General features: G+C 42.6%; 23 protein-coding genes. 18 read left to right on the plus strand and 5 right to left on the minus strand.

Going from position 1 to position 25,521, the window contains the following annotated elements; genetic code table 11:
- The first annotated feature begins 147 nt into the window (after positions 1-147).
- The 7 genes from BC643_RS03980 to BC643_RS04010 all read left to right on the plus strand — a co-directional run bounded on the left by BC643_RS03980 (position 148) and on the right by BC643_RS04010 (position 7,639).
- Positions 148-1,644 carry a hypothetical protein gene (locus BC643_RS03980; protein ID WP_147377134.1) on the plus strand — a complete coding sequence of 499 codons (1,497 nt, stop codon included), beginning with the start codon at positions 148-150 and terminating at the stop codon, positions 1,642-1,644.
- A 274-nt stretch (positions 1,645-1,918) separates the two neighbouring features.
- Complete coding sequence (locus tag BC643_RS03985; protein WP_120271867.1) at positions 1,919-2,668, plus strand: DUF2971 domain-containing protein; 750 nt, start codon at positions 1,919-1,921, stop codon at positions 2,666-2,668.
- Positions 2,669-3,070: 402 nt separating this feature from the next.
- Complete coding sequence (locus BC643_RS03990) at positions 3,071-3,712, plus strand: rhomboid family intramembrane serine protease (protein ID WP_120271868.1); 642 nt, start codon at positions 3,071-3,073, stop codon at positions 3,710-3,712.
- Positions 3,713-3,820: 108 nt separating this feature from the next.
- A complete protein-coding gene (locus BC643_RS03995) occupies positions 3,821-4,357 on the plus strand; it encodes a dihydrofolate reductase family protein (protein ID WP_120271869.1) in 537 nt (178 codons plus the stop codon).
- A gap of 255 nt (positions 4,358-4,612) precedes the next feature.
- A complete protein-coding gene (locus BC643_RS04000) occupies positions 4,613-5,242 on the plus strand; it encodes a hypothetical protein (protein ID WP_120271870.1) in 630 nt (209 codons plus the stop codon).
- A 59-nt stretch (positions 5,243-5,301) separates the two neighbouring features.
- Positions 5,302-6,885, plus strand: coding sequence for a serine hydrolase (locus tag BC643_RS04005; RefSeq protein ID WP_120274136.1), 1,584 nt, complete (start codon positions 5,302-5,304; stop codon positions 6,883-6,885).
- Positions 6,886-6,922: 37 nt separating this feature from the next.
- Positions 6,923-7,639 (plus strand): hypothetical protein, encoded by a 717-nt coding sequence (locus BC643_RS04010; RefSeq protein ID WP_147377135.1) that lies wholly within the window; start codon positions 6,923-6,925, stop codon positions 7,637-7,639.
- A 72-nt stretch (positions 7,640-7,711) separates the two neighbouring features.
- On the opposite strand, the gene BC643_RS04015 is transcribed toward BC643_RS04010, so the two are convergent.
- On the minus strand, positions 7,712-8,839 hold the full coding sequence (locus BC643_RS04015; protein WP_170154449.1) for a helix-turn-helix domain-containing protein: 1,128 nt from the start codon (positions 8,837-8,839) through the stop codon (positions 7,712-7,714).
- 274 nt (positions 8,840-9,113) lie between these two features.
- Between BC643_RS04015 and BC643_RS04020 the strand changes: the two genes are divergently transcribed.
- The 8 genes from BC643_RS04020 to BC643_RS04055 all read left to right on the plus strand — a co-directional run bounded on the left by BC643_RS04020 (position 9,114) and on the right by BC643_RS04055 (position 19,153).
- Positions 9,114-9,869: a helix-turn-helix domain-containing protein gene (locus BC643_RS04020; protein WP_120271873.1), complete on the plus strand. Its 756-nt coding sequence runs from the start codon at positions 9,114-9,116 to the stop codon at positions 9,867-9,869.
- Positions 9,870-10,104: 235 nt separating this feature from the next.
- The gene (locus BC643_RS04025; RefSeq protein ID WP_147377136.1) at positions 10,105-11,325 is read left to right on the plus strand and encodes a hypothetical protein; all 1,221 of its coding nucleotides are present in this window, start codon (positions 10,105-10,107) and stop codon (positions 11,323-11,325) included.
- Between the two features lie 54 nt (positions 11,326-11,379).
- Positions 11,380-12,249 carry a tetratricopeptide repeat protein gene (locus tag BC643_RS04030; protein ID WP_147377137.1) on the plus strand — a complete coding sequence of 290 codons (870 nt, stop codon included), beginning with the start codon at positions 11,380-11,382 and terminating at the stop codon, positions 12,247-12,249.
- An 81-nt stretch (positions 12,250-12,330) separates the two neighbouring features.
- The gene (locus tag BC643_RS04035; protein WP_120271876.1) at positions 12,331-13,020 is read left to right on the plus strand and encodes a hypothetical protein; all 690 of its coding nucleotides are present in this window, start codon (positions 12,331-12,333) and stop codon (positions 13,018-13,020) included.
- A gap of 94 nt (positions 13,021-13,114) precedes the next feature.
- Complete coding sequence (locus BC643_RS04040) at positions 13,115-15,094, plus strand: M1 family metallopeptidase (RefSeq protein WP_120271877.1); 1,980 nt, start codon at positions 13,115-13,117, stop codon at positions 15,092-15,094.
- Positions 15,095-15,216: 122 nt separating this feature from the next.
- The gene (locus BC643_RS04045) at positions 15,217-16,122 is read left to right on the plus strand and encodes a TolB-like translocation protein (protein WP_120271878.1); all 906 of its coding nucleotides are present in this window, start codon (positions 15,217-15,219) and stop codon (positions 16,120-16,122) included.
- A 153-nt stretch (positions 16,123-16,275) separates the two neighbouring features.
- Positions 16,276-17,577, plus strand: a complete 1,302-nt coding sequence (locus BC643_RS04050; protein ID WP_120271879.1) for a serine hydrolase domain-containing protein — start codon at positions 16,276-16,278, stop codon at positions 17,575-17,577.
- 196 nt (positions 17,578-17,773) lie between these two features.
- Positions 17,774-19,153: a LamG-like jellyroll fold domain-containing protein gene (locus BC643_RS04055; protein WP_120271880.1), complete on the plus strand. Its 1,380-nt coding sequence runs from the start codon at positions 17,774-17,776 to the stop codon at positions 19,151-19,153.
- A 145-nt stretch (positions 19,154-19,298) separates the two neighbouring features.
- On the opposite strand, the gene BC643_RS04060 is transcribed toward BC643_RS04055, so the two are convergent.
- Positions 19,299-19,922, minus strand: a complete 624-nt coding sequence (locus BC643_RS04060; protein WP_120271881.1) for a hypothetical protein — start codon at positions 19,920-19,922, stop codon at positions 19,299-19,301.
- Positions 19,923-20,425: 503 nt separating this feature from the next.
- Here BC643_RS04060 and BC643_RS04065 point away from each other — a divergent pair.
- The 3 genes from BC643_RS04065 (at position 20,426) to BC643_RS04075 (ending at position 22,748) form a co-directional block, all read left to right on the plus strand.
- Complete coding sequence (locus BC643_RS04065; protein WP_120271882.1) at positions 20,426-21,616, plus strand: M24 family metallopeptidase; 1,191 nt, start codon at positions 20,426-20,428, stop codon at positions 21,614-21,616.
- Between the two features lie 78 nt (positions 21,617-21,694).
- The gene (locus BC643_RS04070; protein ID WP_120271883.1) at positions 21,695-22,237 is read left to right on the plus strand and encodes a GNAT family N-acetyltransferase; all 543 of its coding nucleotides are present in this window, start codon (positions 21,695-21,697) and stop codon (positions 22,235-22,237) included.
- The gene (locus tag BC643_RS04075; protein WP_120271884.1) at positions 22,221-22,748 is read left to right on the plus strand and encodes a GNAT family N-acetyltransferase; all 528 of its coding nucleotides are present in this window, start codon (positions 22,221-22,223) and stop codon (positions 22,746-22,748) included. Before BC643_RS04070 ends, BC643_RS04075 begins: the two co-directional genes overlap by 17 nt.
- A gap of 10 nt (positions 22,749-22,758) precedes the next feature.
- On the opposite strand, the gene BC643_RS04080 is transcribed toward BC643_RS04075, so the two are convergent.
- From BC643_RS04080 to BC643_RS04090, 3 genes are read right to left on the minus strand one after another with little or no spacing between them, the layout of a single operon-like run.
- The gene (locus BC643_RS04080; protein WP_120271885.1) at positions 22,759-23,835 is read right to left on the minus strand and encodes a septation protein IspZ; all 1,077 of its coding nucleotides are present in this window, start codon (positions 23,833-23,835) and stop codon (positions 22,759-22,761) included.
- A gap of 9 nt (positions 23,836-23,844) precedes the next feature.
- On the minus strand, positions 23,845-24,357 hold the full coding sequence (locus tag BC643_RS04085) for an FKBP-type peptidyl-prolyl cis-trans isomerase (RefSeq protein ID WP_120271886.1): 513 nt from the start codon (positions 24,355-24,357) through the stop codon (positions 23,845-23,847).
- 12 nt (positions 24,358-24,369) lie between these two features.
- Positions 24,370-25,407, minus strand: a complete 1,038-nt coding sequence (locus tag BC643_RS04090) for a DHH family phosphoesterase (protein ID WP_120271887.1) — start codon at positions 25,405-25,407, stop codon at positions 24,370-24,372.
- Between the last annotated feature and the right edge of the window lie 114 nt (positions 25,408-25,521).

A 25,521-nucleotide genomic window follows, 5' to 3' on the forward strand; every position in this document is an offset into this window, starting at 1 on the left:
ACTTAGCCCGTCAATACCGATTGGCGGGCTAAGTTTTTGTTTTGTCTAAACATCGTTTATTCCCTGGAAGGAAAGAAAACCACAGCGCAAACCGGTACGCAACATACACTTAACGTTAGCTACAATTACAAAAAAACATCCAACACTATGAAAAATATTATTAAGTTATTTTTTGTTCTTTTCTTCTTCCTTGGCTTCAAATATGAAAGCAACGCTCAGATTTATGATATCGTATTTGGAGATGACTTAAAAGAAGATGCTCGAGAAATCATTAGTCAAATGTTTGAAGGAATGGACAAACTTGTAAATGATGCTATTGATCGCGGAGATTTCATTACTGAATCTAGGTTAAAAGAAGCAGGATTAATGTTAGATGGAATTAAGAACTTTATTCATAATGAGCGAATAGAAACAATTAATAGTTTGGACATTCAAAGACTAAATACCCTAAAAGGATTGGACCAGATGATGGCAGGAAATATCCCTAGCATTTATGAAATTAACGATTTGTCTGCTATTCTTACTGCAAACACCCAAGATATTGCTAACAGCCTTGGTGGTATTATTAATACAAGAGACAAATTTGGAATTTATAGAATAAACGGAATCTCACAAGAATATAAAGAGACTGGTTTATATAGAGTGAATTTTATTGGTAATGTTTTCGGGAAAAAAGATATTCAAAACACTGTGATTATTGATGGAATTGAAAGAGTACTACATCAAGGAACAAATATTAATAATATGTACGTGGAATTCCCTAGTTCAGAGATAAATGCGAAGTTCAAGGGCACCGAAGTATCTAGAATTCCAATTAACATAATAGGTGTACGAATTAAAAAAAATATATTTGGAACAAAGAGAGATACTCTAGTTAGCTTTAAAAACACGATCCTTTTACATCCAAAATATCCGATTCAATATGAACTTGTAGAAATTTCAAAGAATTTTGAATGGAGTGAAGCTTTAGTAGGAAACGTAAAAGAAATGTTTACGGTACCGAATCAAAAAACAACAATATCCACAAATGTTCCTGACGGCCTTAGAATAGACTCTTTGAAAACAAGATTTTATGACCCTTCAAACGCTATTGAGATATTTAACTCAAAAGAGTGTCCTAAAATTCAATTAGAAAAAGAGGCTGAAGAGTTTAATAAAAAAATGGAGCTTCAAGAGCGTGCTATGTGGAGACTTTCAGGTAACAATAGTATTAGTTTACCAAAAAGGACTGTTAACTTTAACTGTGATTCATGGAAAACGGATAACTTAAATGAAATAGGTTATTGGTGCGATAAACCTATTTACTTTAACGAACAAACCGCTGTGAGAAGAACATTTTACACGTCAAAACGTCAAAAAATTTGGATTGAAATTTTTTATAATAAAAAAATACCTTGTCAACCAATTGAAATCTCGCGTAAACTTAAAAATGACAATAATGGATATTTGTCCTATGGAGTATATGAAAGCGATTATTTTAGTAGTGATTACGCCTCTTATCGCTTAAAGGTTAAATATTTCTATGATAATTGGAGAATAATTAATCCAACATCTGCGACTACTATTAAAGGAATAAGAACGGATATGGAAGTTGGAGCAATAAAAAGATTAACCATTAATATTAGCTCTTTAACAGGATTCTAATATGCTATTAACTGTAGCTAACAAAAGGTAATATAACACCAACCTCAGTTTCTGTCGGACACTCAGACTCTCGTCTGACCGCCACTACATGATACCACCACTGTTAGGTGTGATTTGACGTACTTCAAGATTACAAAAAAAAGATTAGAATTTTTAATCTTCCAGAGCTGTTTAAATCATGTTGATTACAATAAAATTCTAGCACTTTTGAAAAGAATAAGCTATGAATAATTCGATTAAATAAATGAAGTTAAGAGAGTAAAAAAAAACGCCTATGATTTTATATAAATATGTAAATCAAGATAGAGTTGACATTTTGAAGAATAGGAAAATTAGATTCACACAATACTATAATCAGAATGATCCGTATGATTGCACTTTTGCATTAATGCCGTTAGACAAAGAAAAAGAGGATGCAGAAGAAGATGATTACAGGGCTGAAAGGGCACAATTAGAAGTGTACTTAGAAGAAAAATTTAGTCAATTAGGGATGTTATGCCTGACAGAAGATCCAAGCAATTTACTTATGTGGTCTCATTATGCAGGAAATCATAAAGGCATGGTAATAGGATTTGATACAAGTAATCAGTTCTTCAATACAACAGAAAAACTGTATGACCATCATTATGGTGGATACGACTATTTACCTACCGAAGGTTTTGGAACTGTTAAATCTATCGAGTATTTGGAGAAAAGAAAGTTTGCTAAAATTGGTGAGAAAATTCGTTTACATGATATATTTTTCACAAAAAGTGTACATTGGAGTTATGAAAAAGAATACAGGATTATTAAAAATATTAATGATTTTGAACCTGTCGAAATAGACAGTGACATATACCTACTTCCTTTTCCTATTAATGCTATCACAGAAATAATTATAGGAGCAAATGCAGATCAAATGCTTTATGAGGATATAAGGTTGATAGTTCAAAATGACTTTAAGGATAAGGTTGAAATTAAAAAAGCAAAACTTAAGCATACTGCTTTCGGTCTTGATTATGTTGGCATTAAAAACCACACCTAACAAAGAACTGAGCTAAAAACAACTAAAAGGCCTATAATTTTCCCATTAAAATCATCTTCTTTTGGTGCTGGTCCCCTGCTAGCGCAGATCTGTAATCCGAGCTTTATTTAGGACAAATAAAGAAAAACCGAATAAGTCGTTCCCAGTAAGCTTTACAAAAGTGTACCAGCGGCGGGGTCACCCTCTATCCCTAAAAAATTGAATTTTTTCACACACGTAGTTATCAAAACAAAATTTTATAACTATTTTCAAACGGCAGCTTAAGAGACCGCAATCCAAACCAGAAAAATAAAAATATTTGAGGTTTTTAGACAGACTGCCGTCATGGGCAAGTAAATCGAAACGACTTTCAAACGATAGAACCAGAATTAAGCAAATAACATTAAACTCAACTAATTTTAGATGCCAATATTTACCATTATTCTAATAGCAACCATTTCTGGACTAACAATATATGGATTTAATAATTCAGATTTCTATGAAAAATATTCATTCAACGTTGGTGCAATAAAGAACGAAAAGGAATATTATAGGATAATCACCTCCGCATTCATCCATGTAGATTATACTCATCTTGTTTTTAATATGGTTTCCTTATATACTTTTGCGGAATTTGTTGAAATAGAATACACTTCAAAAGTTATTTTTCTTTCATTCTTATTAAGTGTAATAGGAGGAGGAGTATACAGTTTAATTAATAATTGGAAAAACGATAATTACTCGGCAGTTGGTGCTTCAGGTGGAGTTTGTGGAATTATTTATTCCTCCATATTTCTCATGGAAACTGGTAGTGTATATATCATGTTTATACCCATTCCTATTCCCGACTACGTATATGCTGCTTTATTTATTTGGGGTTCTTACTATTTAATGAAAAAAGGAACTGACAATATTGGTCATGATGCCCATATCGGGGGTGCTATTACAGGAATTATCTATGCCATTTCTGTTATTCCCTGGGTTTTCTTGCAAGAGTTTCGTATTATATTGATTATGTTTTTACCTTTTGCCGTTTTATACATACATGAAAGGTATTTTATGTGACACCGCTCCCGCGCGAATCCTTTCGCGTGGTAACAATCACCACACGATACAATCGTTTAACAGCGAGGAGCATCCAGAAAGACAAATCTGAAAACAAAAAAATAAATCATGGAAAATCGGAAACTTATACTTTACATTTCCTGCTCTTTAGACGGATACATCGCGAAACCTAACGATGATTTGAGTTTTTTAAGTCAAGTGCAAAAAGAAGGGGAAGATTATGGGTATCACGATTTCGTATCGACTATAGACACAGTGATTCTTGGCAGAAAAACCTATGATTGGGTAATGACACAAGTTGACGAATTTCCACACGCTGATAAAGAAACATATGTAATCACCCGAACTGAAAGACCTCGAAAAGGGAAAACAATATTTTACACGGGAGAATTAAAAGGATTGATAATCGGACTTAAAAAAAGGCAGGGCAAGAATATCTTTTGTGATGGCGGTGCAGAAATTGTAAATGAACTTCTAACTGAGAAACTGTTTGACGAATTGATTATTTCAGTGGTTCCCGTATTGGTTGGCAATGGAACAAGGTTGTTTAAAGACGGAAGACCCGAACAAACACTTAAACTTATTTCAGTAAACGGTTTTGACACAGGACTGGTGCAACTTCATTATAAAATGACTGAAAAATAAAAAGCTCGAAAGCACAACACCTTGTATCGTTAATGGCAGGCGATGTGGCAAACAGCAAGGTTTGTAGCCCGCTCAAACTGCGTAGCGGTTTGATTATGGAATAGAAACCTGTGCCAACAATAGCAATAAAAGCATGGCGAACGCAGTGGTTTTCGCGCGCCGGCACACCAAGCAAGATACACCAACCGTTGTATACCCTGTAAGGAATCAATCCCCTGCTCCAGACAACCGAGTGAAAGAACCAACTAATTAGCCATGCGATTTACACAACCAGCCTATCCAACCGTTTATTTCAGCGACAAAATATGGGTGAAATGTCCCGATTGTGGCGATATTGGTCTTGTTGAAACTGAATTTGGCCAATACACAATTCCTTATTCGCGCCACCATACATCAACTTTTAGTTGCACAAAATGTGGTTCGACGAAAAAGAGCGATGAAAAATGGTTTGGATACGTTCAAGGCTTTGTTGGACGAAGTTGTGGCTTTTGTGGAAGTCAGATAAGCTATACGACCGAACCGACCAAAGCACCTTTTGATTCGGTGACAATTAAATGTAATTCGTGCAAAAAAGCCAAAGACTATTCATTAAATTGGTACCGATACAAAGAGAACATGCCAACAGATCCTTATTTCGGATTAGAACTTTGGCTGCAGATCGATATCAAGGATAAAATCTTATGGCTCTACAACATTGACCATTTGAATTATTTGAAGAACTATGTTGCCTCGAAGCTTCGTGAAGACGATGGAAGGCACAAATACTCAATGATTACAAATCTTCCGCAGTGGATAAAGTCGGCCAAAAACAGGGATTTGATTTTGAAAAAGATTGATCGCCTGAAAAATGAGATGAACAGAAAAATGGAAGACAACACGAAATAACCGCTTTAAAACGGCGGTTGATTCGGAACCTTGGACAAGCAAACAAAAACACCCGATTGATGAATAAACGAAACTCCAAACTAATTCTCGTTCTGATTCTTGTATTTGGACTCGGAACAACCAATTCCTTTTCTCAGGTAACGGCGCCCGAAATTGATGCGATTGTCGAACACGCCATGGATAACTTTACCGTAGCGGGCGCTGCAGTGGCGGTTGTCAAAGACGGGCAAATCATCTTTGAAAAAGGCTTCGGCTTAAAGTCGATCGACAGCAAGGAAAAGGTTGACGAGCACACCAACTTTGCCATTGCCTCCAACTCGAAAGCATTCACAACGGCAGCACTGGCCATCCTGGTGGATGAGGGCAAACTGGCCTGGACTGATCCGGTGATCAAATACATCCCCGAGTTCCGGATGTATGATGACTATGTGACGCAAAACTTCAACATTGAAGACCTACTGACACACCGGAGCGGCCTTGGTTTGGGAATGGGCGATTTGATGCTTTGGCCTGTTGGTTCAGACTTCAGCGTTGCCGATATCCTGAACGGCTTTCAGTATTTCAAACCGGTTTCGGCCTTTCGTACCAAGTATGATTACGACAACCTGCTTTATATCGTCACCGGTGAATTGATTGCACGGGTAAGCGGAATGAGCTGGGAGGAATTTATTAAGGAGAAGATTTTTGCCCCCCTTGGAATGGACAATTCTTACGCATCGGTCACCTACATGAATGATCAGAGCAATTTGGCATCCCCGCATTTGAACAATGGCAAAGAGCTGTCCCTCATCGAAACCGAGCATTGGGATCCGAAAATGATCAACGGTGCGGCCGGCGGTATTTATGCCAATGTGCACGATTTGGCGAGCTGGATGCTGGTTCAGCTGAACAAAGGGAAATACGGCCCCCAACAGGAAAAGCAGCTTTTTACTGAAGCCAGTCAGCAGGAAATGTGGAAAATACATACGACAATGAAGACTGATCCGAATCCGCGATACAATTCACATTTTGCAGGCTATGGTCTGGGATGGCGGCTCAATGATGCGAAAGGCAACCTGATCGTCTCTCACACGGGAGCATTGGCCGGGATGTTGTCGAAAACGCTTTTGGTGCCGGATTTAAACCTGGGCATCGTTGTGTTAACCAATACCTGGGGCGATGGTGCCGGTTTGTTCTCGGCAGTGTCTCAAACCGTATTGGACAAGTATTTGGGACTGGATGAATTTGACTGGACGGAAGCCTACGTCAAACGATTGAGCCAAAAAGGAAATGAGGCCGCCGAGGTTGTTGCCAACGTGTGGGCAACGGTTGAAAAAGCCGATGCATCGAACATCGACTTGAATAACTATTCGGGCGAGTACAAAGACCCCTGGTTTGGCAACATCGAAATTTATGAGCAGGACAAGCAGCTTTGGTTCCGCTCTGTTCGATCGCCGAAACTTACCGGGCCCATGCATTACTACGGTGCCAATACCTTTGTGGTAAAATGGCCCGACTCGGAATTAACCGATGCCGACGCTTTTGTGCTGTTTCAACTGGATGAAAACGGGAAAGCACAGGGTTTTAAAATGAAAGGCATCTCCCCTGCCATCGATTTTAGTTTCGACTTCCAGGATTTGGAGCTTCAACGAATAAATGAATAAAGGCCAATTTATTTTACCATATCTGGTCAAAGTGCACATGAAACAAACAACTCAACTTATTGCAATCGCATTGCTCGTTATTCTAACAGCTTGCGGACAGCCGGAAAATGTACATTGGCAGGCCGATCAGCAAGACTCGGCTTATGGGTTGACACTGGGATACTCGTTACCGGCAACGAAAGTCCAGGAAATTGTTGGCGACCAGTTTAACCCAATAGTCGACAAAAATGGCAATGCCTTTTTAATGCTCTTTATTGAAACGGCCAAACAATACAAGCTCCAAAACAAGACTTTCGAAAACATGCTACTGGCACATCTTGCTGTTCCTTGCGAGGAGTCCATCAATTGCCCGTTTACCATTGCTGCGGAAAATCAAAAGATCAGCCAGGTTTATAAGCAATTCAACTTCAGGATTGATGAAGGCGAGGTCGATTTTTCGGTTGAAGATCAAGGTGATTCTTTAGTTATTGCGGCACAGATCGCTACTGCAAACGGCAAAATCTCTATTACGGCTAAAGTTCCGAATAATCCAGGGGAACTTGTAACGATGGCTACCAAAGTGACTGGCTCAACTCCAAACAGTTTTTTTGAAGGAAAAGAATCGTACCGTCCGGTAAAGATATCGTCAGCCAAAATCAAAACTGAGGGGGAAACCTGGCTATCGCAATTCGACTTAAAACCCGAACCCGATGTCATGTGGTTGAACACCGAATTTAGCTGGGATTTTAGCTTTAGCGAAGCCGTTGCTGATTAAATCGGCATCAAGATTTGAGATTTCAAAAGTCACATAAAACCAGCTTTACCAGAAGCTCAAAAGGCTTTCTGGTTACACCTTCTCTAAAAATTGGCTGAAGCTCTCCCCGATACAGTCTTTAAAATTCCGTTCGAACGACCGGACGGAACCGAAACCGGATAGTTCAGCGAGTTCATCTTTGGTCAATTCCGCTTTGTGTTCGCTGATGTATTCCCTGGCAAAACCAATCCGGTACTCGTTCACAAACCGGTTAAAATTTTTCCCGGCGTACTGGTTAATCGCGTTGGATAAATGGGTGCGGTTTGTTCCCAGTTCAATAATCAGGTCATCGATTTTCAACTCGGAATTCAGATACGGTTTCTGCTCGTCAAAATAGTGATTCAAATTTTCAAACAGCCTCCTCCCCGGCTCAACCGGCTCTTCAATTCGTACCTTCTCAACAAAGGGCAATTCGGGCAAGGGATGCTGCCGCAAACCCACAATGCCGAACAGCCAGATAGCAACCGAAATCACCGCCAGGGGCAAGATTAGCACCAGGTAGTTGCCAAACACCTTCACCGGATTAATGGAGTAAAAACCAATCGCCGCAATTGATCCGACAAATAAGACAAAGTTGAGCACTTTGATGCTGTTCAACTGAATGCCCTCGGTATTTGAAAACACATCCTGAATTTCGGAGCTATATTGCCGTAAAATTGAAATGGTTCTGAACCCGTAGAATAAAATCTGCGCGAAAAGAAGGAGAATATTGATAATCCGGCAAAAGAACATGAAAACCATCACCGGCTGGCCCCATTCCGGAGCGAAACGGAAAACCGTGACGAACTGTTCGCGTTCCGATGCATCCAGCATGAGGTAATAAACCAGGCTTTGCAAAGCAACAATTCCCGCAGGAACCAGGTGAACAATCAGCTGGCGAAAACTCACCGCCGGGTCAATCAGCTGGCGGATGTAGATGTAAATCCCCGGGTAAACCAGCAGCAACGACACCACATTGATCATCAGTATCCGGGAATAGAATTCGTAGTCGCCACTCAGAAAATAATAGAGTCCCCAAAACAAAAAAGCCAGGTTAGCCAAAACCATTGCCAATGTTTTTTTGGCGCTATTCCCTTTCTCGGCATTCATAAAAATTGCCATTGCAATAACGAGCGGAATATACACCGGACTGAAAAGTAAGAACAAAACCCAGCTAGCCATTTCTCTCCTGTTTTCGACCCTTAAATGTAGAAAACTTTTGCCTTTGTCGAGATCATTTCGCTGTTTAGCTAACATACAATTAAATAATCGTTTAATAAGCCGACATTCGTACGGTGTACTATTTGTCGTAAGCTATTTACGATTTGTCAACCGGAAATTGCGCTTATTTCCATCTTTTGTAACGGTAACTATACGCACGAACGAGCTTGGTTCGGAATGAATCTGATCAGTACTGATTAGACGTATTTTTTATTTTAATGAAAGAGAACTTATCATGGAGCTTAATTACGAGGAACACAAGCCGGCCGGATTTATCAGCCAGTTTGTACAATGCTTCTGGATGTATGAGAATAGAAGCGAAACAACAAAACACACGATTTTACCGCATGGCTATTTCGAAATCGTAGCCGAGTTTAGCAACGGGAAGATCGGCAAGATTACGCAATCCGGCATTTGGACGCAGCCGGTAAACGTCGTTATTCCCCGAGGCTCGCTCATTCTGGGAATCCGATTCAAATTAACAGCTACAGAGTATATCTTTCAACATCCCATCAGCGATATTCGGGATCAACTGACTTCTCTTCCCTTCGACTTTTGGGGATTCGACCAATACGGTAATGCAGATTTCACCAACTTCGTAAAACAGGTTTCGAAACATTTGCTGAAACAATTGAGAAACTTCCCGCTTCAGGCCATCGATCAGCGCAAGCTGAAACTGTTCAAACTGATCTATCTAAACAAGTTTGAATCGGTAGAGCAGCTGGCTGTTCAAATCGGTTGGAGCAGGCGGCAGATTAACCGTTACTTTAACCAACAATTTGGTTTCCCACTGAAAGAATACCTGAAAATCATTCGCTGTTCTTCGGCTTACAAATACATCTCGAAAGGGGAATTGTTTCCACCTGTTAATTACTTCGACCAGTCTCACTTTATCAAGGATATTAAACACTACACCGGCAAAACACCACGGCAACTCTATCATAACAAAGACGGCCGTTTTTTACAATTACTGACACAGCAGCAGAACTAGCTTTCTGTCCTGTGTGGGATGTCCACCGGGCTCGTTTTCACGAAACCTGCGCCATACGACGGTAACGCTATCGTAACAATAACGACCGTTTTTTACAATTACAAAAAACTCCGCGCGCGTACTTTTGGAACAGTATCCAAATGAAAAGCGCTTGCTCTACACCCGTTCGTTCATTGGACACCAGAGAAAAATAAAACCAAAATCAATTCGCCTTTGTGCGCTTTTGTCAATCATTATGAAAACAGCCAAACTAACACGAGTACTATTCCTGTTGTACTTTATCATGAGCCATTCCATTTTCGACAGTTTAGCTCAAAACTCAAGTACAAAAAAGATTGATGCTTACATCAATTCTGCCATTGAAGGAGCTATTTATGATATCAAAACTTATCCGAAAGTTAAAGTTGGAAAAGGGTATTTCTCTAATCGTCTAAACAACAAAACGTGGGATAAAATTGCGGATCAACTTGATCAAGCAATGAACGACAGATTTAGGTATGTTGTTAAACTACCAATCGTCGTAAAAAGAGGATATAATGTCGAAACGGGTAATCAATCAACATTCAACAGTCGTGTGATTTATTTCGTAGGCGACTGCAACACCTATTTCGAGTTTATTCGTTCTGAGTCTCATTCTAAAAGAACTTACTACGTTGAATACAAAGGTAATTTTGTTTACGGAAAGGATGAGCAAGCTATAGCCCGCTATTTCTACAATGTACCTACGGATGAAACGAAGAAAAATGTTCAGGTCAAAAAAGAAGGTGTACTTCTTGATAAACAGTTCGCAGAGGAAGCGACCCGGTCCAACAGAGAATTTGCCTACCAAAACTCCGACGAAAGAAAGGCACACAATCAGGCGCTTTGGGGTAATATTTTGGATAACGCCGTGCAATCTACTTCCGAGTTTCAACAAGAGATGCAAACCAAGCAGAATGAACTGAACACCAATATTGACATAGCTTACGAACAGGATTTGCAAACTAAAAATGCAAATTCAGCATCAACCCAATCTAACTCAGGCTCCAGTTCTGCAAACTCCAGCCGATCAAATTCGAGCACCAATAGTTCCGAAAGCCAAATACAAACCGATACACAGAAAAACTCAGCGCCCCAATCAGAGCAAGAGGAAACAAGCGAAGCAGATACAACCGGCACCGAAAACTCAACGGAAACCACTGAGGAATTCGGACATGCCTATGCCGTTACCTGGCAGAATTCAGCCGGATACTGGCTGGCTGTTGGACCGGTTCAATCGCTACAGGTAGGAGAAGAAACCGAAACGGCCGCCCTAGGTTATGTTCGCGGAGGTGATTCAGAAAATCACGGTTTTTTAAAACTGATTCAAACCTGTGGAAAATTCCGGGTTTACGACCTTGGTGTAGAACTGAATTCATGGGATACCGATGCAATTGCTTGGGTAAAAAAACATGGTTACAGCTGCAGCCAACCATAATACCGCTAATCCAAATTTCAAAAATAATTAACAACAACACAAAAATATACCCCAATGTATCGAATACCATCTCTGTTAATTGTCCTGCTCTTTGCGATGAATTGCATGGCTCAAAACGCAACAAGCACCGATCCTTCTGATATCGGTGACGATGATTTGTATAACTATGCCCAAAATCACAATCAAATGCAAGATTACCAAGCCTATTTGAGCTTATACCCCAAGGGTAAACATGCAAACGCAGCAAGAAAATGGCTTGGAAACGAATATTACCGGATAGGAAATGAGTTTTACCAAAAACGGGAATTCGATGCAGCAAAAATGTGGTACATGGATTACCTGAAACTATTTCCAAACGGTACTTACAAGCCGGATATCGTTCAAAAGATGGCTGACGCAGATATTAAACTCCGCCAACCAAAATCGTCCTTTATCATGTATTCCTACGATACAAACAGGCCTATTGGTGGTAGTTTAGGTACATTGAGTCGGATCAAACCAGGATTTTACTTGAGCGTTCAAGGCAATTCAGAGGGATATAAATCATACAGTGATGTAGAATACAAGATAAACAACGAAGGTACCAGCGATTACGACGTTTATGATGTTGTCCGCACCGGGACCACTGAAATTTCCGATTTCTGTTTTTCTGTTGGAATTACTTACTCGTTATCCAACTCGTTTTGGATATATGGTGGCCTCGGTGCAAACGCGAAAAGCCAATACGATGAAGTCAATTTATACAGCGGCGATAATTTGAAAGACACCTGGTTGATGGAAAACACCGATGAATCTTATACTAATATTTATCCGGAAGCCGGACTAATCTTCAAAGCCCATAAACTTCTGATAATTCGTTACGGATTCATGTACAGCAAAAAACTCACCCAGCAAATTGGCGTTGGCCTCTTTTTTGGCCGATAAGTTCGACTCACTCAACAATTGCTCGTTTGCGGCAAAGCTTTAGGATGCAGTCCTGGTATTCTTTGCAGCGAACGAGCGTTGATGGGTACATACCTAAATAAAAGCATTGAAAATACGACATTGAAAACAAAGAAGATACGCGGTCACCGGAGGCGCTGGAAAGACATCGATTACTGGGTTGAAGCCAACCGGGAGCTTGATTTGGATGAGTTGAAAGCGAACCAACGAAACTATGCCAAAATTTGGGTACGCCCATGGAGTGGCATTTCTATTACCAACAGCCAAATTCCCGCCCCCTACGGCGAAACAAAATTGAAGATCCTGGGTGGGCTGATCAAGATTTACGATTCCTGGCAGCAACAACTGGACCAGCTGGGCGAGAGCTACTGCCTACAAATTTGGCTGTTCGAACCGCGTTTCTCCATGTCTCAGGTTGTTTGCGCCATCGGCGACTACACCGACTTTTACACGGATACTTTCTTCAATCCCATAGCCCCGAAGCAAATGATTCCCCTGAATTACGGGCGACTGGCAACTGAAATTGCGGGTTTCAACTGGAGCTACCGGCTGGACGAAGATCATTGGGATAACAACGAACCGGGCAGCCCCGACTTATGGGCTAACCAAGCCGAGTACGAAGCTGCAAAGAAGTGGTTCAGACAACTCATGAAAAAACCACACCGAACAACAAAACCAGAGGAGCTGGCAGGAACAGCGACCGAGTTTTACTCTTTCAAAAAAGGAGCGGTTTGGCTTGGCGAGAAGTATTGAAAGATCGGCAGGAATTGAAGTAAAAAGGCTTGCTTTAGCGCGGTAGCAGGCTGAACAATAAATTGTATATTTATTGTCTCCAAAACCAAACATCATGAAAAAATTCCTGTTTGTCTGCCTTAGTTTTTTAAACGTTGGTTTCTTATTCGCACAGAATGAGATCGAAGATCAAAGCCCTTATAATCCGCGGGATTTCTTTGTACAAACCTTCAACCCGACCGATGGAAACGAATATCGTTCTGCTGATGGAACTCCGGGGCCGAAGTATTGGCAAAACCAGTCCGACTACCTGATTCATGCAACGCTGAGTGAAAAAGACACCACCATAAGCGGCGATGTGACCATCACCTATACCAACAACAGCCCGAATCGTTTGGAATATTTGTGGCTGCAACTGGATCAAAACATTTTCAAATCCGACTCGAGGTCGGTAGCCTGCACCGCTTACCCCGGCGACTACTTTGGTGTGCTGAACAAAACCGACGGAGGCTACCAAATTGCCGATGTAACGGTAACACAAAACGGGACCACTTACACCATTCAACCCATTATAAGTGATACCCGGATGCAGGTTCGTTTAAACGCGCCCCTGCAGCCAGAGGGAGGCCAGGTCTCGGTGAAAATCAACTTCAGCTTTCGTATCCCAATGGATGGAGCCGGTCGCTTTGGACGTCAGTATACCGACGATGGCGTGATTTATCAGATTGCCCAATGGTATCCGCGCATGTGTGTGTACGACGATGTGGAAGGTTGGAACACGCTTCCGTACATGGGGCTCGGTGAGTTTTACTGCGATTACGGCAACTACGAATATTTCATCACTGCTCCGGCAGAAATGATTGTGTATGGCTCGGGCGACCTGCAAAATCGCGAAGATGTCTTAACCAAAGCACAAATCAAACGATTGGACGCAGCGTCGAAAAGCGATAAAACTGTGACCATTATTGCAGCCGACGAAGTTGGGAAAGCCGGCATGCGGCCAGCAAGCAAGGGAGATTTAACCTGGCACTTCACCATGGATAACACCCGAGATGTAGCCTTTGCTGCCGGAAAAGGCATGATTTGGGATGCCGCCAAAGTCAATCTGCCCTCGGGCCGCAAAGCGATGGCCATGTCGTGCTACCCGTTGGACTGCGCCGGCGACACGGCCTGGAGCCGGTCAACCGAATACCTGAAAGCCTGTATCGAGATCTATTCAGAAAATTTCTTTGAATATCCCTGGAATAACGCCGTCAGCAGCGCCGGCATCACCGGGGGAATGGAGTATCCGGGCGTGATCTTCAACAGCTCAAAAGAGAAGAAAGCGCGTTTGTGGTTCCTCATTTCACACGAAATCGGACACGACTGGTACCCGATGATTGTGGGGTCGAACGAACGAAAATACATGTGGCACGACGAAGGCCTCAACACCTATGTGAACTACATCGCCAACGATCTTTTTAACGACGGCGAATACCTGACTGACCCCGCCTATTTTGCGCCAACTTTCTTCGCTTCGCGTGACTACACCCAGTTTATGGAATATAAAGATCCGTTGATGACGGTATCGGATGCCATGGATGCCGAGCAGCATTACCAGTTCTACGGCAAAACGGCTTACGGACTCAACTTGCTGCGCACCATTGTTGTTGGCAAGGAACGCTTCGATTATGCCTTCCGGAAATACACCGAAGCCTGGGCCTTTAAACACCCTACCCCTTACGACTTTTTCCGCTGCATCAACAACGCGGCAGGCGAAGACTTAAACTGGTTCTGGAAGGAATGGTTTTTCACCACCTGGAAACTGGACCAAACCATTACGGATGTCAGCTACATTGATAACGATCCGTCTAACGGTGCGTTGATCACAATCGGCAACAAAGGCAAAATGATTATGCCGGTTATCCTGCAAATTGCCCAGGCAAACGGACAAACAGAAACCGTTCAGCTGCCGGTTGAAATCTGGCAACGGGGTGGCACCTGGGTCTACAAATACGCGTCGACAGCACCAATCGAAAAAGTTGTGCTCGATCCTGATGGCCAACTACCGGATATGGATAGATCCAATAACAGCTGGGTAAACAGTGGAAAATAAAATTCTATTCGGCTTAATTAAGAGTGAAAATACATAGAGTTTTCAAACCTGAATGCGATATATAATAGCCTGGCCATTAACACGAATATTAAATAATATTTGTGCCAAAGAGTTATCTGTACATGAAAAAAGAAATATTTATTCTTGCTCTGTTTCTTCTTGTTAAATCATCATTTGGACAAGAGTTTACAAATCTATACGGCGATTATTTGGGACAAACTCCTCCCGGAGATACACCCGAAGTTTTTGCCCGCGGGATTGTTTCAGACACCTTGCTTCAACACAGTACGATAGCGATTTCACCTGACGGGAATGAAGTGTTTTGGTGGTCATTCTATTATGGCAAACAAACAAAGTATTTTGCAAAAAGGATGCGGCGAATTGACAACAGGTGGACTGTACCGGGACTGTCGGCATTTTTAGGTGAACCTCTTTTTTCAGTTGATGGGAAAAAACTCTATTTCAGCTCCCTACAGGGCCCCCAATATGTTGAAAGACAAGAAACAGGCTGGAGTGAACCAAAGAGCCTTGGAATTATAGAGCACTTCCCCGAAATAAAAATGGTCGAATTTCGCTCGGTCACACAAAATGGTACTCTTTATTTTAACGGTTATGCAGAAGGGTATAAGTTTAACATGGCGATCTACCGGTCTGAACTCGTAGACGGACAATATACAAAGCCAGAATTGCTTCCTTCTCAAATCAATATTCCCGTTGATGGAATGCTTAATCAAACTCCCTATATTGCTCCGGATGAAAGTTACCTGATTTACTGTTCCAGAAGCTTTACTCCTATTGATGACCAAGGCGATTTATACATTTGTTTTAGAAATTCTGACGGAAGCTGGGCGGACCGTATCAAGTTAGATGAATCCATCAACACAAAAGGAATGGAGCGATATCCATCAGTATCGCCGGACGGTAAATATTTCTTTTTCAATCGACACGATCCGGTTTACGAAGAAGATATCTATTGGGTGAGTGCCAGCTTTATCAACCGTTTAAGAGAAAAAATAATGGGTGAATAAAAACGAGGTCTAACTCTCCGCACATGCCAACGAGAATTAGTGGTGTGACGAATGTTGATAATCGTTTCGCTGTTCATTCCTATCGACAGAAAAAACACTGTGCAACCTGTCTCGACAACATTTCCCAGCGTGCATTTATTTTGAAAAAAACACATGAACCAGACTATATTACTTTCTCTATTTTTTGTTTGCTTAATGACCTCCTGCACTGTATTTTACCGCACAGTAAGATATGGAGGCGCAGATATTGACGACTACAATGTTTTCCCAACCTATGACCTGAATGTGAATGAGTATAAATTCCACTTTACAAAATCAGATTACAAGTTATTTGACACCCTGGATGTAAACTGGGATTATCAAGGCATTACATATCACAACCTTGATTCTTTACTCGAAAACACGTCAACAAGAGCATTTCTTATTATTAAAAATGATTCTATAATTTATGAAAACTATTTTCGAGGATACAAGAGAGAAGATATATCGACCGTCTTTTCTGTCTCAAAATCAGTTACGTCCTTATTGATTGGAATCGCTATTGACGAAGGTTATATTTCAAGTGTAAATGACCCGGTTACAAAATATATTTCGGAGCTTAAACATGCCGACCCAATGTTTGATAAACTCACAATAAAAGATTTATTAGATATGCGGTCGGGGATAAAATTCAATGAAGATTATAGTTTCAATCCATTTTCAAAGATTGCTCGTTTGTATTATGGAAGAAATCAGTTTTCACTAGTCAAGAGATTGACTTTTGAATGTGAACCCGGGACTAGACAGGAATATCAAAGTATATCGACCGCTATACTCGGAATAGTCATCGAAAAAGCCACAAAGCAAAACTTTGCCAAATACTTTGATGATAAAGTTTGGAAGCCTCTTGCCATGGAAAATACTGCAAAATGGAGCCTTGATGATAAAAAACATCAATCAGCAAAAGCCTATGGAGGTTTAAGCATTTCAGCCATTGACCTTGCTAAAATCGGACAGCTGTATTTAAATGACGGGAAGTATAATAATACACAAATCGTTTCGGCGAAATGGGTCGAAGAAACTTTAACACCCAATGTATACAACGACGGTTACCAAAGTCAATGGTATAGTTTCTGTGGGAATGGACTGGATTCGACAGGAAATAAATATTTTAATGATTCGATTACAGCTCAAAAAGCTTGGCAAGTACGCTACGCAAAAAAATATCCATATTACGAAGTCAGTCAAGTCAGAAAAGTTGACTGGAATAAAAAACAGCAAAAAAAATATTGGAGTTTAAGTAGAGACAATTATTGGAAATTATCAATCTATACGAATCAATATTATGCTTTGGGTATTATGAAACAAATATTGTTTATCGATCCTGCAAAAAAGACAATTATTGTGCGTTTAGGAGATCGTTCGGATTTTGATAATTATACAGATCTTCTGTATAAAATAAATAAGAAATTATGAATATGCCCACAGCGCATATCGCATAAAGACGTGTAGGGAGGCGCCATCGGGTAGAGCTTTTTTTCGCTGCACTTCCTTTTGGACACAAACGAGCTTCAAAATCCCCAAAGCTTTCTTACATAGATTATTACAAGGCTCCAAGCATCAAAAGCTGCTAAAATCTCGTAACATCGGTATATACCAAAGATCGTATGTTATGAAAACTTCAGTTCAAAGCCCACTCGGATCTAAACATACAACTTCGATCTTAACCAACATCTTCCCCTGCTTAGTGTTTGCTTTTTGCTTCCTGTTGCTCAATCCTCCGGAAGTTCGGGCACAGGATGCCATACTAAAACATTCGTACACATTTGACGATGGAACCGCCAAAGACGTGGCTGGCGGGGCGGATGCCGCCTTAAACGGCGGAAAGATCATTAATGGCGAATACGTGGCTTTTTCGCAGGGACAATTTATCGTTCTTCCGGCCGATAAGATTGCACTCAACAGCTATCCCTCATTAAGTCTGGAAGCCTACCTGGGAGCCGGGCATCTGAATGCCTTTTTTACCATGTTTGCCTATTTCGGCAATTCGGTTGGTCCGTTAGGAACAAACTACCTGTTTCAATCGCTTTCCAATGGCGGAAAAAGTGTTACGGGTATCTCGTGTAAGAACGACCAAACGCCTTGGGCAACCTCAACCTATGTATTTGGCAATTTGGTAAACGATGCCAGGTACCACCATGTCGTCAGTACGTTCGACAACCATGAAATCAAGTTTTACCTGGATGGCGCTTTAATCGATCAAAACACAATCAACCAATTTCCGAACAATGCCATCGCCAACCTCAGCAACCAGTTTGCCTACTTATGTAAATCGGGCTATATGCAGGATCCGACCTGGTTCGGAACCATCGACCAGTTCAACATTTACGAAGGCGTTTTAGATGCCGCCACCATTGCCTGCTCGGCAAAAAAATACGAGGCTGGTTTAAGGGACATCCCCGCGGAAATAAAACAAATGCTGAGCGACGTTTTGGTCAACCCTGGCTTTAAACCAGAAAGTGATTTGTTGGACACCTTTCTGCAATCATACAAACAAGGCAAATTTGTAGTCTACCCTACTGTGATTCGCACACCCGACTCAACAGCCTTTTCACCGACCACAGGCAAATTATTTGCAGAGCTAATGGCTGCTGATTTGAATTTAAATGCATCATTCAACACAGAAATACTCGATCCCGGAAAATTGGAGGGACAAGGCCAGTTCGACTTCTTCAATAATGACATGAAACATTTAGCCGGTTCAATCAAGGAGAAAGGAACGGATGCCGACTACCACGTGATTCTTGAAATTCTCTTCCCGCCACGCCAGGCTGAAGCAGTTGATGTTTTTGGAATCCATATCTTGATTCTCGATAAAGACGCCGAGAATGCCTTTTCCTTTTTATTGAATTCGCATCATGATTACTTTGCCTACAACGGCCTGTCGGCGGCCAATGCCGATGAAGCTAATTTGGAGGCGCTTAAACTGAAGTGCGCACAAGTTGCCTTCGACGCCTTGACGAAACAGCTGGAATATGCTAAAAATAAATAAAAACCCGATCGTGAAGTGAGTTCATCCCCTCATGTGCGGCAAATTTATTCGGGAGCGCAGATCAATTTAATCTGATCTGCGCTTTGTTTTTAGTAACCTGAAATCACACCTCCAGATAGGAAAGAAATACCTTTGCCTAATCCGATCAAGGATTGAAGTGCCACAATTCGGGCTCCTTTAAAATCTTTGAAACAAATGCGTTGGTGTTGTAAGTATTCAGATATCGAACAGCCCCTTTATAGTAACCACAAACATCGATACCCGAATCACCGGTACATTCGATCGTGAATTCGTAAATGTCATCGGAAATAGCAACGGTAACACGACCACTCACAATCAGGTCTCCCGCTTCTGAATCATCTTCGGCCGAATCCCAATTAATAACATATAAACCGAAGGCAAAAGTTCCTGTCGGGTAAGGTTCGTCCGGATAGAAATCGTAACGACCGGCCTCAAGGCTTAAACCTGTATCTGAGAACATAAAAAACTGCAAAATATTTCCCTCCCCGCTCAAGGTCCAACCCTCAGATCCTAAGTCTTTATACACCAAACCACCGGAGTACATGACCAAACTGTACAGGTAGCCATCGAAAAGGATACTTCCGTTAGCAGAGCCGCCATATTCGAGAACAGCAGCCTGTAGATTATACTCCGTGTCGCCAACCATGAAATAATTGTGTACTTCAGGTTCGTCGTCGTCCGTGTCTTTACTGCAACTAGCCACAAAAAACAGGCATAGCAAGAGACACGTCTTGAACAATGTTTTCATCTTGTTTTCGGTAAAAAATTGAGTTCGCTGTTTTTCACACGCATCGATCGCGTTTACAGCCGGAGAATAGATTTGGGGCGAGGGGGATTTGATAAGATCCGGCGATCAGTCGAGCTTCGCGTATGATTCAAATCCGGCCGGGGGAAGCTGGTATTTACCGCATTTTGACGGAGAAGGGGCGCTCTTCTCAAGCAACGGAAAGAGGGCTCTGAAAAGCCTGAGATATTGATCCAGCCGTGAGAACGACCAATCAAGTCTAGGTAAAATTTAAACAATGGAGAAAAGGCATTGCCAAATGACACCATTGAGGTTAGAACATTGGTTTTCCTTCTCAATTACGACAAGAGAATAAGCAAAGTTTCAACGCTGATCTTGCTGCAATCCGCCCCATTGATTTACATTTCTCCCCAACCTTAAACTTTCGTTACCGCGGGAAAAGGATTCCACTACATCCTTCCCTTTTCCTGCATTGAAAGATTACATTTGCGTCCAAAATACATTTTATGAGTGAAAAAACACCGGCCTCAGAGCTGAAGGCAAGAATGGCGTCGTTTTGCCGGTTGATGGATGAGCAAAATCCGGAATGGCAAATGGCCATGATTTTTAGCAAAGTAAACCTGTTGTATTTCACCGGTTCCATGTCGGAGGGAATGCTGGTTATTGAGCGCGATAACGGAGCAACTTACTGGGTGCGACGCAGCTACGAACGAGCCCTGCACGAATCGGAGTTTGCATCCATCAAGCCAATGGGCAGCTACCGCGATGCAGCAGCCGATTACAACAACATACCAAAAGCCGTTTACCTGGAAACGGAGTTCGTTCCGTTGGCCATGTTTAAGCGGGTTCAAAAATATTTCCCTTTCGAGACGTTTAAACCACTCGATTTCCAGTTGTCGATGACCCGTGCCGTGAAGAGCGCCTGGGAGTTGAATTTCATGGAACAGGCTGGCAAAATTCACCAGCGGGTTTTGGAAGAAAAAGTACCTGCGCTGTTGCGTGAAGGTATGAGCGAAGCCGATTTGGCTGCCGAGCTTTACGAAGTGATGGTGAAAGAAGGGCACCACGGCACCGCCCGTTTTGCGATGTTGGATACAGACATTGTAGTGGCTCAGCTGGGCTTTGGAACCAGCTCGCTGATCCCGACCAACTTTGATGGTCCCGGTGGAAACCGTGGCTTGAATGCAGCTGTTCCGAGTTTAGGAAACCGCGAACGCAAATTGAAAAAAGGAGATTTGGTGTTTGTAGATATGGGCTTGGGCGTGAACGGCTATCACTCCGACAAAACCATGACTTATATGTTTGGCGCTCCTCTTTCTGCGGAAGTGCAGGCCGTTCACCAGCAATGTGTGGACATTCAAAACCGGGTGGCTGCCATGTTGAAACCGGGAAACACGCCTGAATTTATCTATGAAACCATCATGGACAGCTTGACCGATGAATTCAAACAGAACTTCATGGGATTTGGCAACCGGCAAGTGAAATTCCTGGGGCACGGGATTGGCCTTACGGTGGACGAACTTCCGGTTTTAGCCAAAGGTTTTAAAATGCCTTTGCAGGAGAACATGGTGTTTGCTGTGGAGCCCAAAAAAGGGATTGAAGGCGTTGGGATGGTCGGTATTGAAAACAGTTTTTTGGTCACTCCAGATGGAGGCCGAAGCATTTCGGGCACCAGCCCGGGCTTGATTTTAGTTTAGTCGTTTATTCGAACAAGCAGATAAGAATCCAAAAGCAGGGCAATGAATTTTGTCCTGCTTTTTCGTTTACTTTAATGCATGAAACCAATCAAGCTTGAAACTGAGCGAACCCGGCTTCGGGAACTAACTTCTGACGATGCTGATGATTTTTATGCCTTAAATCTCAACCCTGAAGTTATCCGTTACACCGGTGATCAGCCGTTTTCAAATCCGGAAGAAGCCCGAAAATTTCTACTGGCTTACGACCAATATCAGAAGCACGGTACCGGGCGCCTGGCTGTGATCGAAAAAGAAAGTCAACGGTTTATTGGTTGGTGCGGGTTGAAGTACACGCCCGAGTTACAGGAATTTGATCTTGGGTTTCGATTTTTCCGGCAATACTGGAACCGTGGCTTTGCCACCGAAACAGCGATGGCTTGCCTGGATTTTGGCTTTAACCAGCTGAATCTTGACGCGATTGTTGGACGCGCCATGCATGCAAATCAAGCGTCGATTCGGGTCTTGCAAAAAATCGGGATGAGCTTCGTAAAAGAGGCCGAATTTGAACTCCATCCCGGTGTTCTGTACCAAATAACCCGGGACGAATATCTAAAACAAATGGCTAATGAAAAGCAATCTTGAAATAACGATACGGAACGCAAAACCGGAGGAGTTCCCCGCTATCGGCCGACTCATGGTCGATGTTTATTCACAGTTGGATGGATTTCCGAAAGAAAGCGAGCAACCGGATTATTACAAACTACTGTTGAATGTCGGCGCTCTGACACAAAAACCGTGTACGGAAATCCTGGTAGCGGTTGATGAAAAAATGCAGCTACTCGGGGCAGTTGTATACTTCAGCGACATGCAGTACTACGGATCGGGAGGAACAGCAACAGCCGAGAAAAACGCAGCAGGATTCCGTTTGCTGACGGTTGCCCCATGGGCTCAAAAACAAGGAATTGGCAAGCAACTAACACTGGCCTGTATTGAAAGAGCCCGCGAACGAAAGCTGCAGCAGGTGATTATCCACACCACGCAAGCGATGTTGCCAGCATGGAAAATGTATGAGAAACTAGGCTTTAAACGGTCAGAGGATTTGGACTTTTTACAACAAGAGTTGCCAGTTTTTGGGTTTCGGTTGAAACTCTGAGCAGTAATACTCAAGCGCCAAAGAGCAACTGGTACTCGTGTTCGAAGTTGGGTGTAAAAACGCCCTTTCCCAGATTTTGTGCAATTTGTTTACGGGTCCAGAACCGGCCCTCTTCCACTTCGTCCGAGTGCAGATGAATGCCCTGAAAATCATTTGTGGTAAACACATACACCAACTCGCGTTCCACTTCACTCTCCCAGACGTAGCTTTTCAGAAGCTTTGCCGAAAACTGCTTTAAGCCGATTTCTTCCCAGGCTTCCCGCTTTAACGAAGTCTCCAGATCTTCGCCAAACGCGATATGACCACCAACTGCCGTGTCCCATTTTCCGGGCTGAATGAGTTTATTCATTGGTCGTTTTTGCAGGTAGATGCCTCCGGTTTTGTTGAACACATGCAGATGAACCACAGGATGCAACACTTTCGATCCGTTGTGGCATACCGATCGCGGAACCCGGCCCAGCACTTTACCCGACTCGTCCACAGCAGGCAGCTGCTCTTCTTCCGAAAGTTGCTGCACTTGTTTCTTCTGTTGCCGCTTTTGTTTCATAAACGTAATCAGGAAAACAACACCAAATAGAATGTAAAACAAGCCTCCCGAGATGAATGCCCAGGCTGCGTCGGAAAGATAAAAAGTGGCATAGAACACCAAGGCTGTGTGCGCCAGAAAAATCCAAAACATCAGTTTCAGGCTAGCGCGCATTTGCTGCATTTGACTGTCGTCAACCTGCATGTTTCGCATATAGCGCTGACTCATGAGCGCTACGATGTTGACTTTCGAGTAGGCTGAAAAAGCCAGTACAGCGCATAAAATCAGCTGCACCAAACCTGGCTTCAGTTTGAAAAATATCTCGTTATGCAGAATCAGCGACACGCCACCAAGCGCGAGCAGCAGCAGGGTGTCGAAAAGTACAAAACGCTCAAAGCGCTTCTCCTTTACCCAAACCCAAGCCAACTCTCCCACTCCGATCACCAAAGCTGCAATCAGTCCGGCCTGCGTTCCCCAAATCTCATCAATCAGGATAAAAGCAAACAAAGGGATAAACCCCGGAAGCAGCTGCTTGAACAGTTTTAGTTGTTGCTGATTCATTAGTGCTTACTATTCCGTGTAAATCGCGTCTAATTCCAGGTCGAACACCAAAGTTGTGTAAGCAGGTATGCCGTAAGTTCCGGTTGATCCGTAAGCCAAGGACGACGGGATAATGAAGGTTCCGCTTCCGCCTTCTCTGAGATGATTGATGGCATCCTGAAAACCAGGAATGACACTGACCTCGCCATTCACATAGTGCCACAAGCCATCATCGCTGTAGGCTGATGAATCGAAAATGTAGCCACTCGTAAAATAACCGGTGTAAGCCACTCCGATCGAATCGCCTGTCTGCGGATAGGCTCCCTCACCAATCTCGTCCATCACGTAATAAACGCCTAACTCTGTAGTGTCCAAATCATATCCGTTCTCGATAATGGAAGTCAATAAAGCGTCGAGCTGCTCCAGTTCCGATTCCTCTGTGTACTCAACCTCATCCGAATCGTCGTCGCCGACACAAGAGGCCATGGCCATTACCAGCAACGACAAAGCCGCTACCTTCCAATACATTTTTAGTAGTTTCATTCAGATTATTATTTAGTCCTGTTTGGTTCGTTTCAGCTCTTCAGCGTATTCGGGCAACAACTTCCGGAACCGTTCAACGGTTGCCTCCAGCGTGTCGAACACTTCGCCTCCTGCTGCATTCCGGTGTCCGCCACCGCCAAAATGGGCCGTCGCAAATTCGTTGACTGCAAATTCACCTTTCGAGCGGAATGACGCTTTAATCTGGTCGTCATTCTCGGTAAAGAAAGCGCTAAAATGAATGCCTTTTATCGATAACGGCATGTTGACAAAACCTTCGTTGTCGCCTTTTTGGTAATGAAATTTCGCCTTGGTTTCTTTCGAGAGGTACATCACTGCCGCATGATATTCCGGGAAAACTTCCATGCATTCGCTCAAACAGTATCCCATCAGGCGCATCCGATCAACCGAGTAATTGTCGAACACGCGCCCATGAATATCTTCCGGGTTGACACCGAAAGCCAGCAATTCACTCACCGTATTGAACGTTTGCGGGTCGGACACATTGTAATCGAAAGAACCAGTGTCGGTCATGATCCCGCAGAACAGGCATTCTGCCCCATCCAAATCGATGTATTGCTCGTATCCCATTGCTTTCGTAACGTGGAAAACCAGCTCGGCAGTTGACGAATAATCGGGATGCGAAAATTCAAGATCAGCAAAGCCCTGCGGGTATGGATGATGGTCGATCATCACTTTTTTACCGCTCCAGTTTTCAATCAGTTCCTTCAATTCGCCGATCCGCGAAAGGTGATTAAAGTCCAGGCAAATCAGCATGCTTGCTTCGTTCAGAATCTTCGCAGCTTTCTCTCGTGCATTCACATAAACCAGCAACTCGTCAGAGCCTTTCATCCATTTCAGGAACTCGGGGAAGTGGTTTGGCGAAATCACTGTAACTTGCTTTCCGGCGTTCTTCAGAATAGATGCCAGCCCCAGCACAGAGCCAATGGCGTCGCCGTCGGGATTAATGTGCGGAACAATGACAATAGTACCTTCGAGCTGTTCGATTTCAGCCCGCAATCGTTTAATATCTTCTATATTAAATGGTTTCAAAATGTTAAATTTTAAGGGTGCACAAAGATAAAAATAATGAAAGCCCGACGGAATTCAATTGATTTATTTTTAAATTTAATGAATTCTCCTTTTGTAAAACTAACAAGTAAAATT

The sequence above is a fragment of the Mangrovibacterium diazotrophicum genome (assembly GCF_003610535.1).
In the GTDB taxonomy this organism is placed as follows: domain Bacteria; phylum Bacteroidota; class Bacteroidia; order Bacteroidales; family Prolixibacteraceae; genus Mangrovibacterium; species Mangrovibacterium diazotrophicum.

Coding starts and splice junctions, on each gene's coding strand:
- BC643_RS03980 (WP_147377134.1), top strand. CDS start 148: ATGAAAAATATTATTAAGTTATTTTTTGTTCTTTTCTTCTTCCTTGGC.
- BC643_RS03985 (WP_120271867.1), top strand. CDS start 1,919: ATGATTTTATATAAATATGTAAATCAAGATAGAGTTGACATTTTGAAG.
- BC643_RS03990 (WP_120271868.1), top strand. CDS start 3,071: ATGCCAATATTTACCATTATTCTAATAGCAACCATTTCTGGACTAACA.
- BC643_RS03995 (WP_120271869.1), top strand. CDS start 3,821: ATGGAAAATCGGAAACTTATACTTTACATTTCCTGCTCTTTAGACGGA.
- BC643_RS04000 (WP_120271870.1), top strand. CDS start 4,613: ATGCGATTTACACAACCAGCCTATCCAACCGTTTATTTCAGCGACAAA.
- BC643_RS04005 (WP_120274136.1), top strand. CDS start 5,302: ATGAATAAACGAAACTCCAAACTAATTCTCGTTCTGATTCTTGTATTT.
- BC643_RS04010 (WP_147377135.1), top strand. CDS start 6,923: ATGAAACAAACAACTCAACTTATTGCAATCGCATTGCTCGTTATTCTA.
- BC643_RS04015 (WP_170154449.1), bottom strand. CDS start 8,839: ATGGCTAGCTGGGTTTTGTTCTTACTTTTCAGTCCGGTGTATATTCCG.
- BC643_RS04020 (WP_120271873.1), top strand. CDS start 9,114: ATGGAGCTTAATTACGAGGAACACAAGCCGGCCGGATTTATCAGCCAG.
- BC643_RS04025 (WP_147377136.1), top strand. CDS start 10,105: ATGAAAACAGCCAAACTAACACGAGTACTATTCCTGTTGTACTTTATC.
- BC643_RS04030 (WP_147377137.1), top strand. CDS start 11,380: ATGTATCGAATACCATCTCTGTTAATTGTCCTGCTCTTTGCGATGAAT.
- BC643_RS04035 (WP_120271876.1), top strand. CDS start 12,331: ATGGGTACATACCTAAATAAAAGCATTGAAAATACGACATTGAAAACA.
- BC643_RS04040 (WP_120271877.1), top strand. CDS start 13,115: ATGAAAAAATTCCTGTTTGTCTGCCTTAGTTTTTTAAACGTTGGTTTC.
- BC643_RS04045 (WP_120271878.1), top strand. CDS start 15,217: ATGAAAAAAGAAATATTTATTCTTGCTCTGTTTCTTCTTGTTAAATCA.
- BC643_RS04050 (WP_120271879.1), top strand. CDS start 16,276: ATGAACCAGACTATATTACTTTCTCTATTTTTTGTTTGCTTAATGACC.
- BC643_RS04055 (WP_120271880.1), top strand. CDS start 17,774: ATGAAAACTTCAGTTCAAAGCCCACTCGGATCTAAACATACAACTTCG.
- BC643_RS04060 (WP_120271881.1), bottom strand. CDS start 19,922: ATGAAAACATTGTTCAAGACGTGTCTCTTGCTATGCCTGTTTTTTGTG.
- BC643_RS04065 (WP_120271882.1), top strand. CDS start 20,426: ATGAGTGAAAAAACACCGGCCTCAGAGCTGAAGGCAAGAATGGCGTCG.
- BC643_RS04070 (WP_120271883.1), top strand. CDS start 21,695: ATGAAACCAATCAAGCTTGAAACTGAGCGAACCCGGCTTCGGGAACTA.
- BC643_RS04075 (WP_120271884.1), top strand. CDS start 22,221: ATGAAAAGCAATCTTGAAATAACGATACGGAACGCAAAACCGGAGGAG.
- BC643_RS04080 (WP_120271885.1), bottom strand. CDS start 23,835: ATGAATCAGCAACAACTAAAACTGTTCAAGCAGCTGCTTCCGGGGTTT.
- BC643_RS04085 (WP_120271886.1), bottom strand. CDS start 24,357: ATGAAACTACTAAAAATGTATTGGAAGGTAGCGGCTTTGTCGTTGCTG.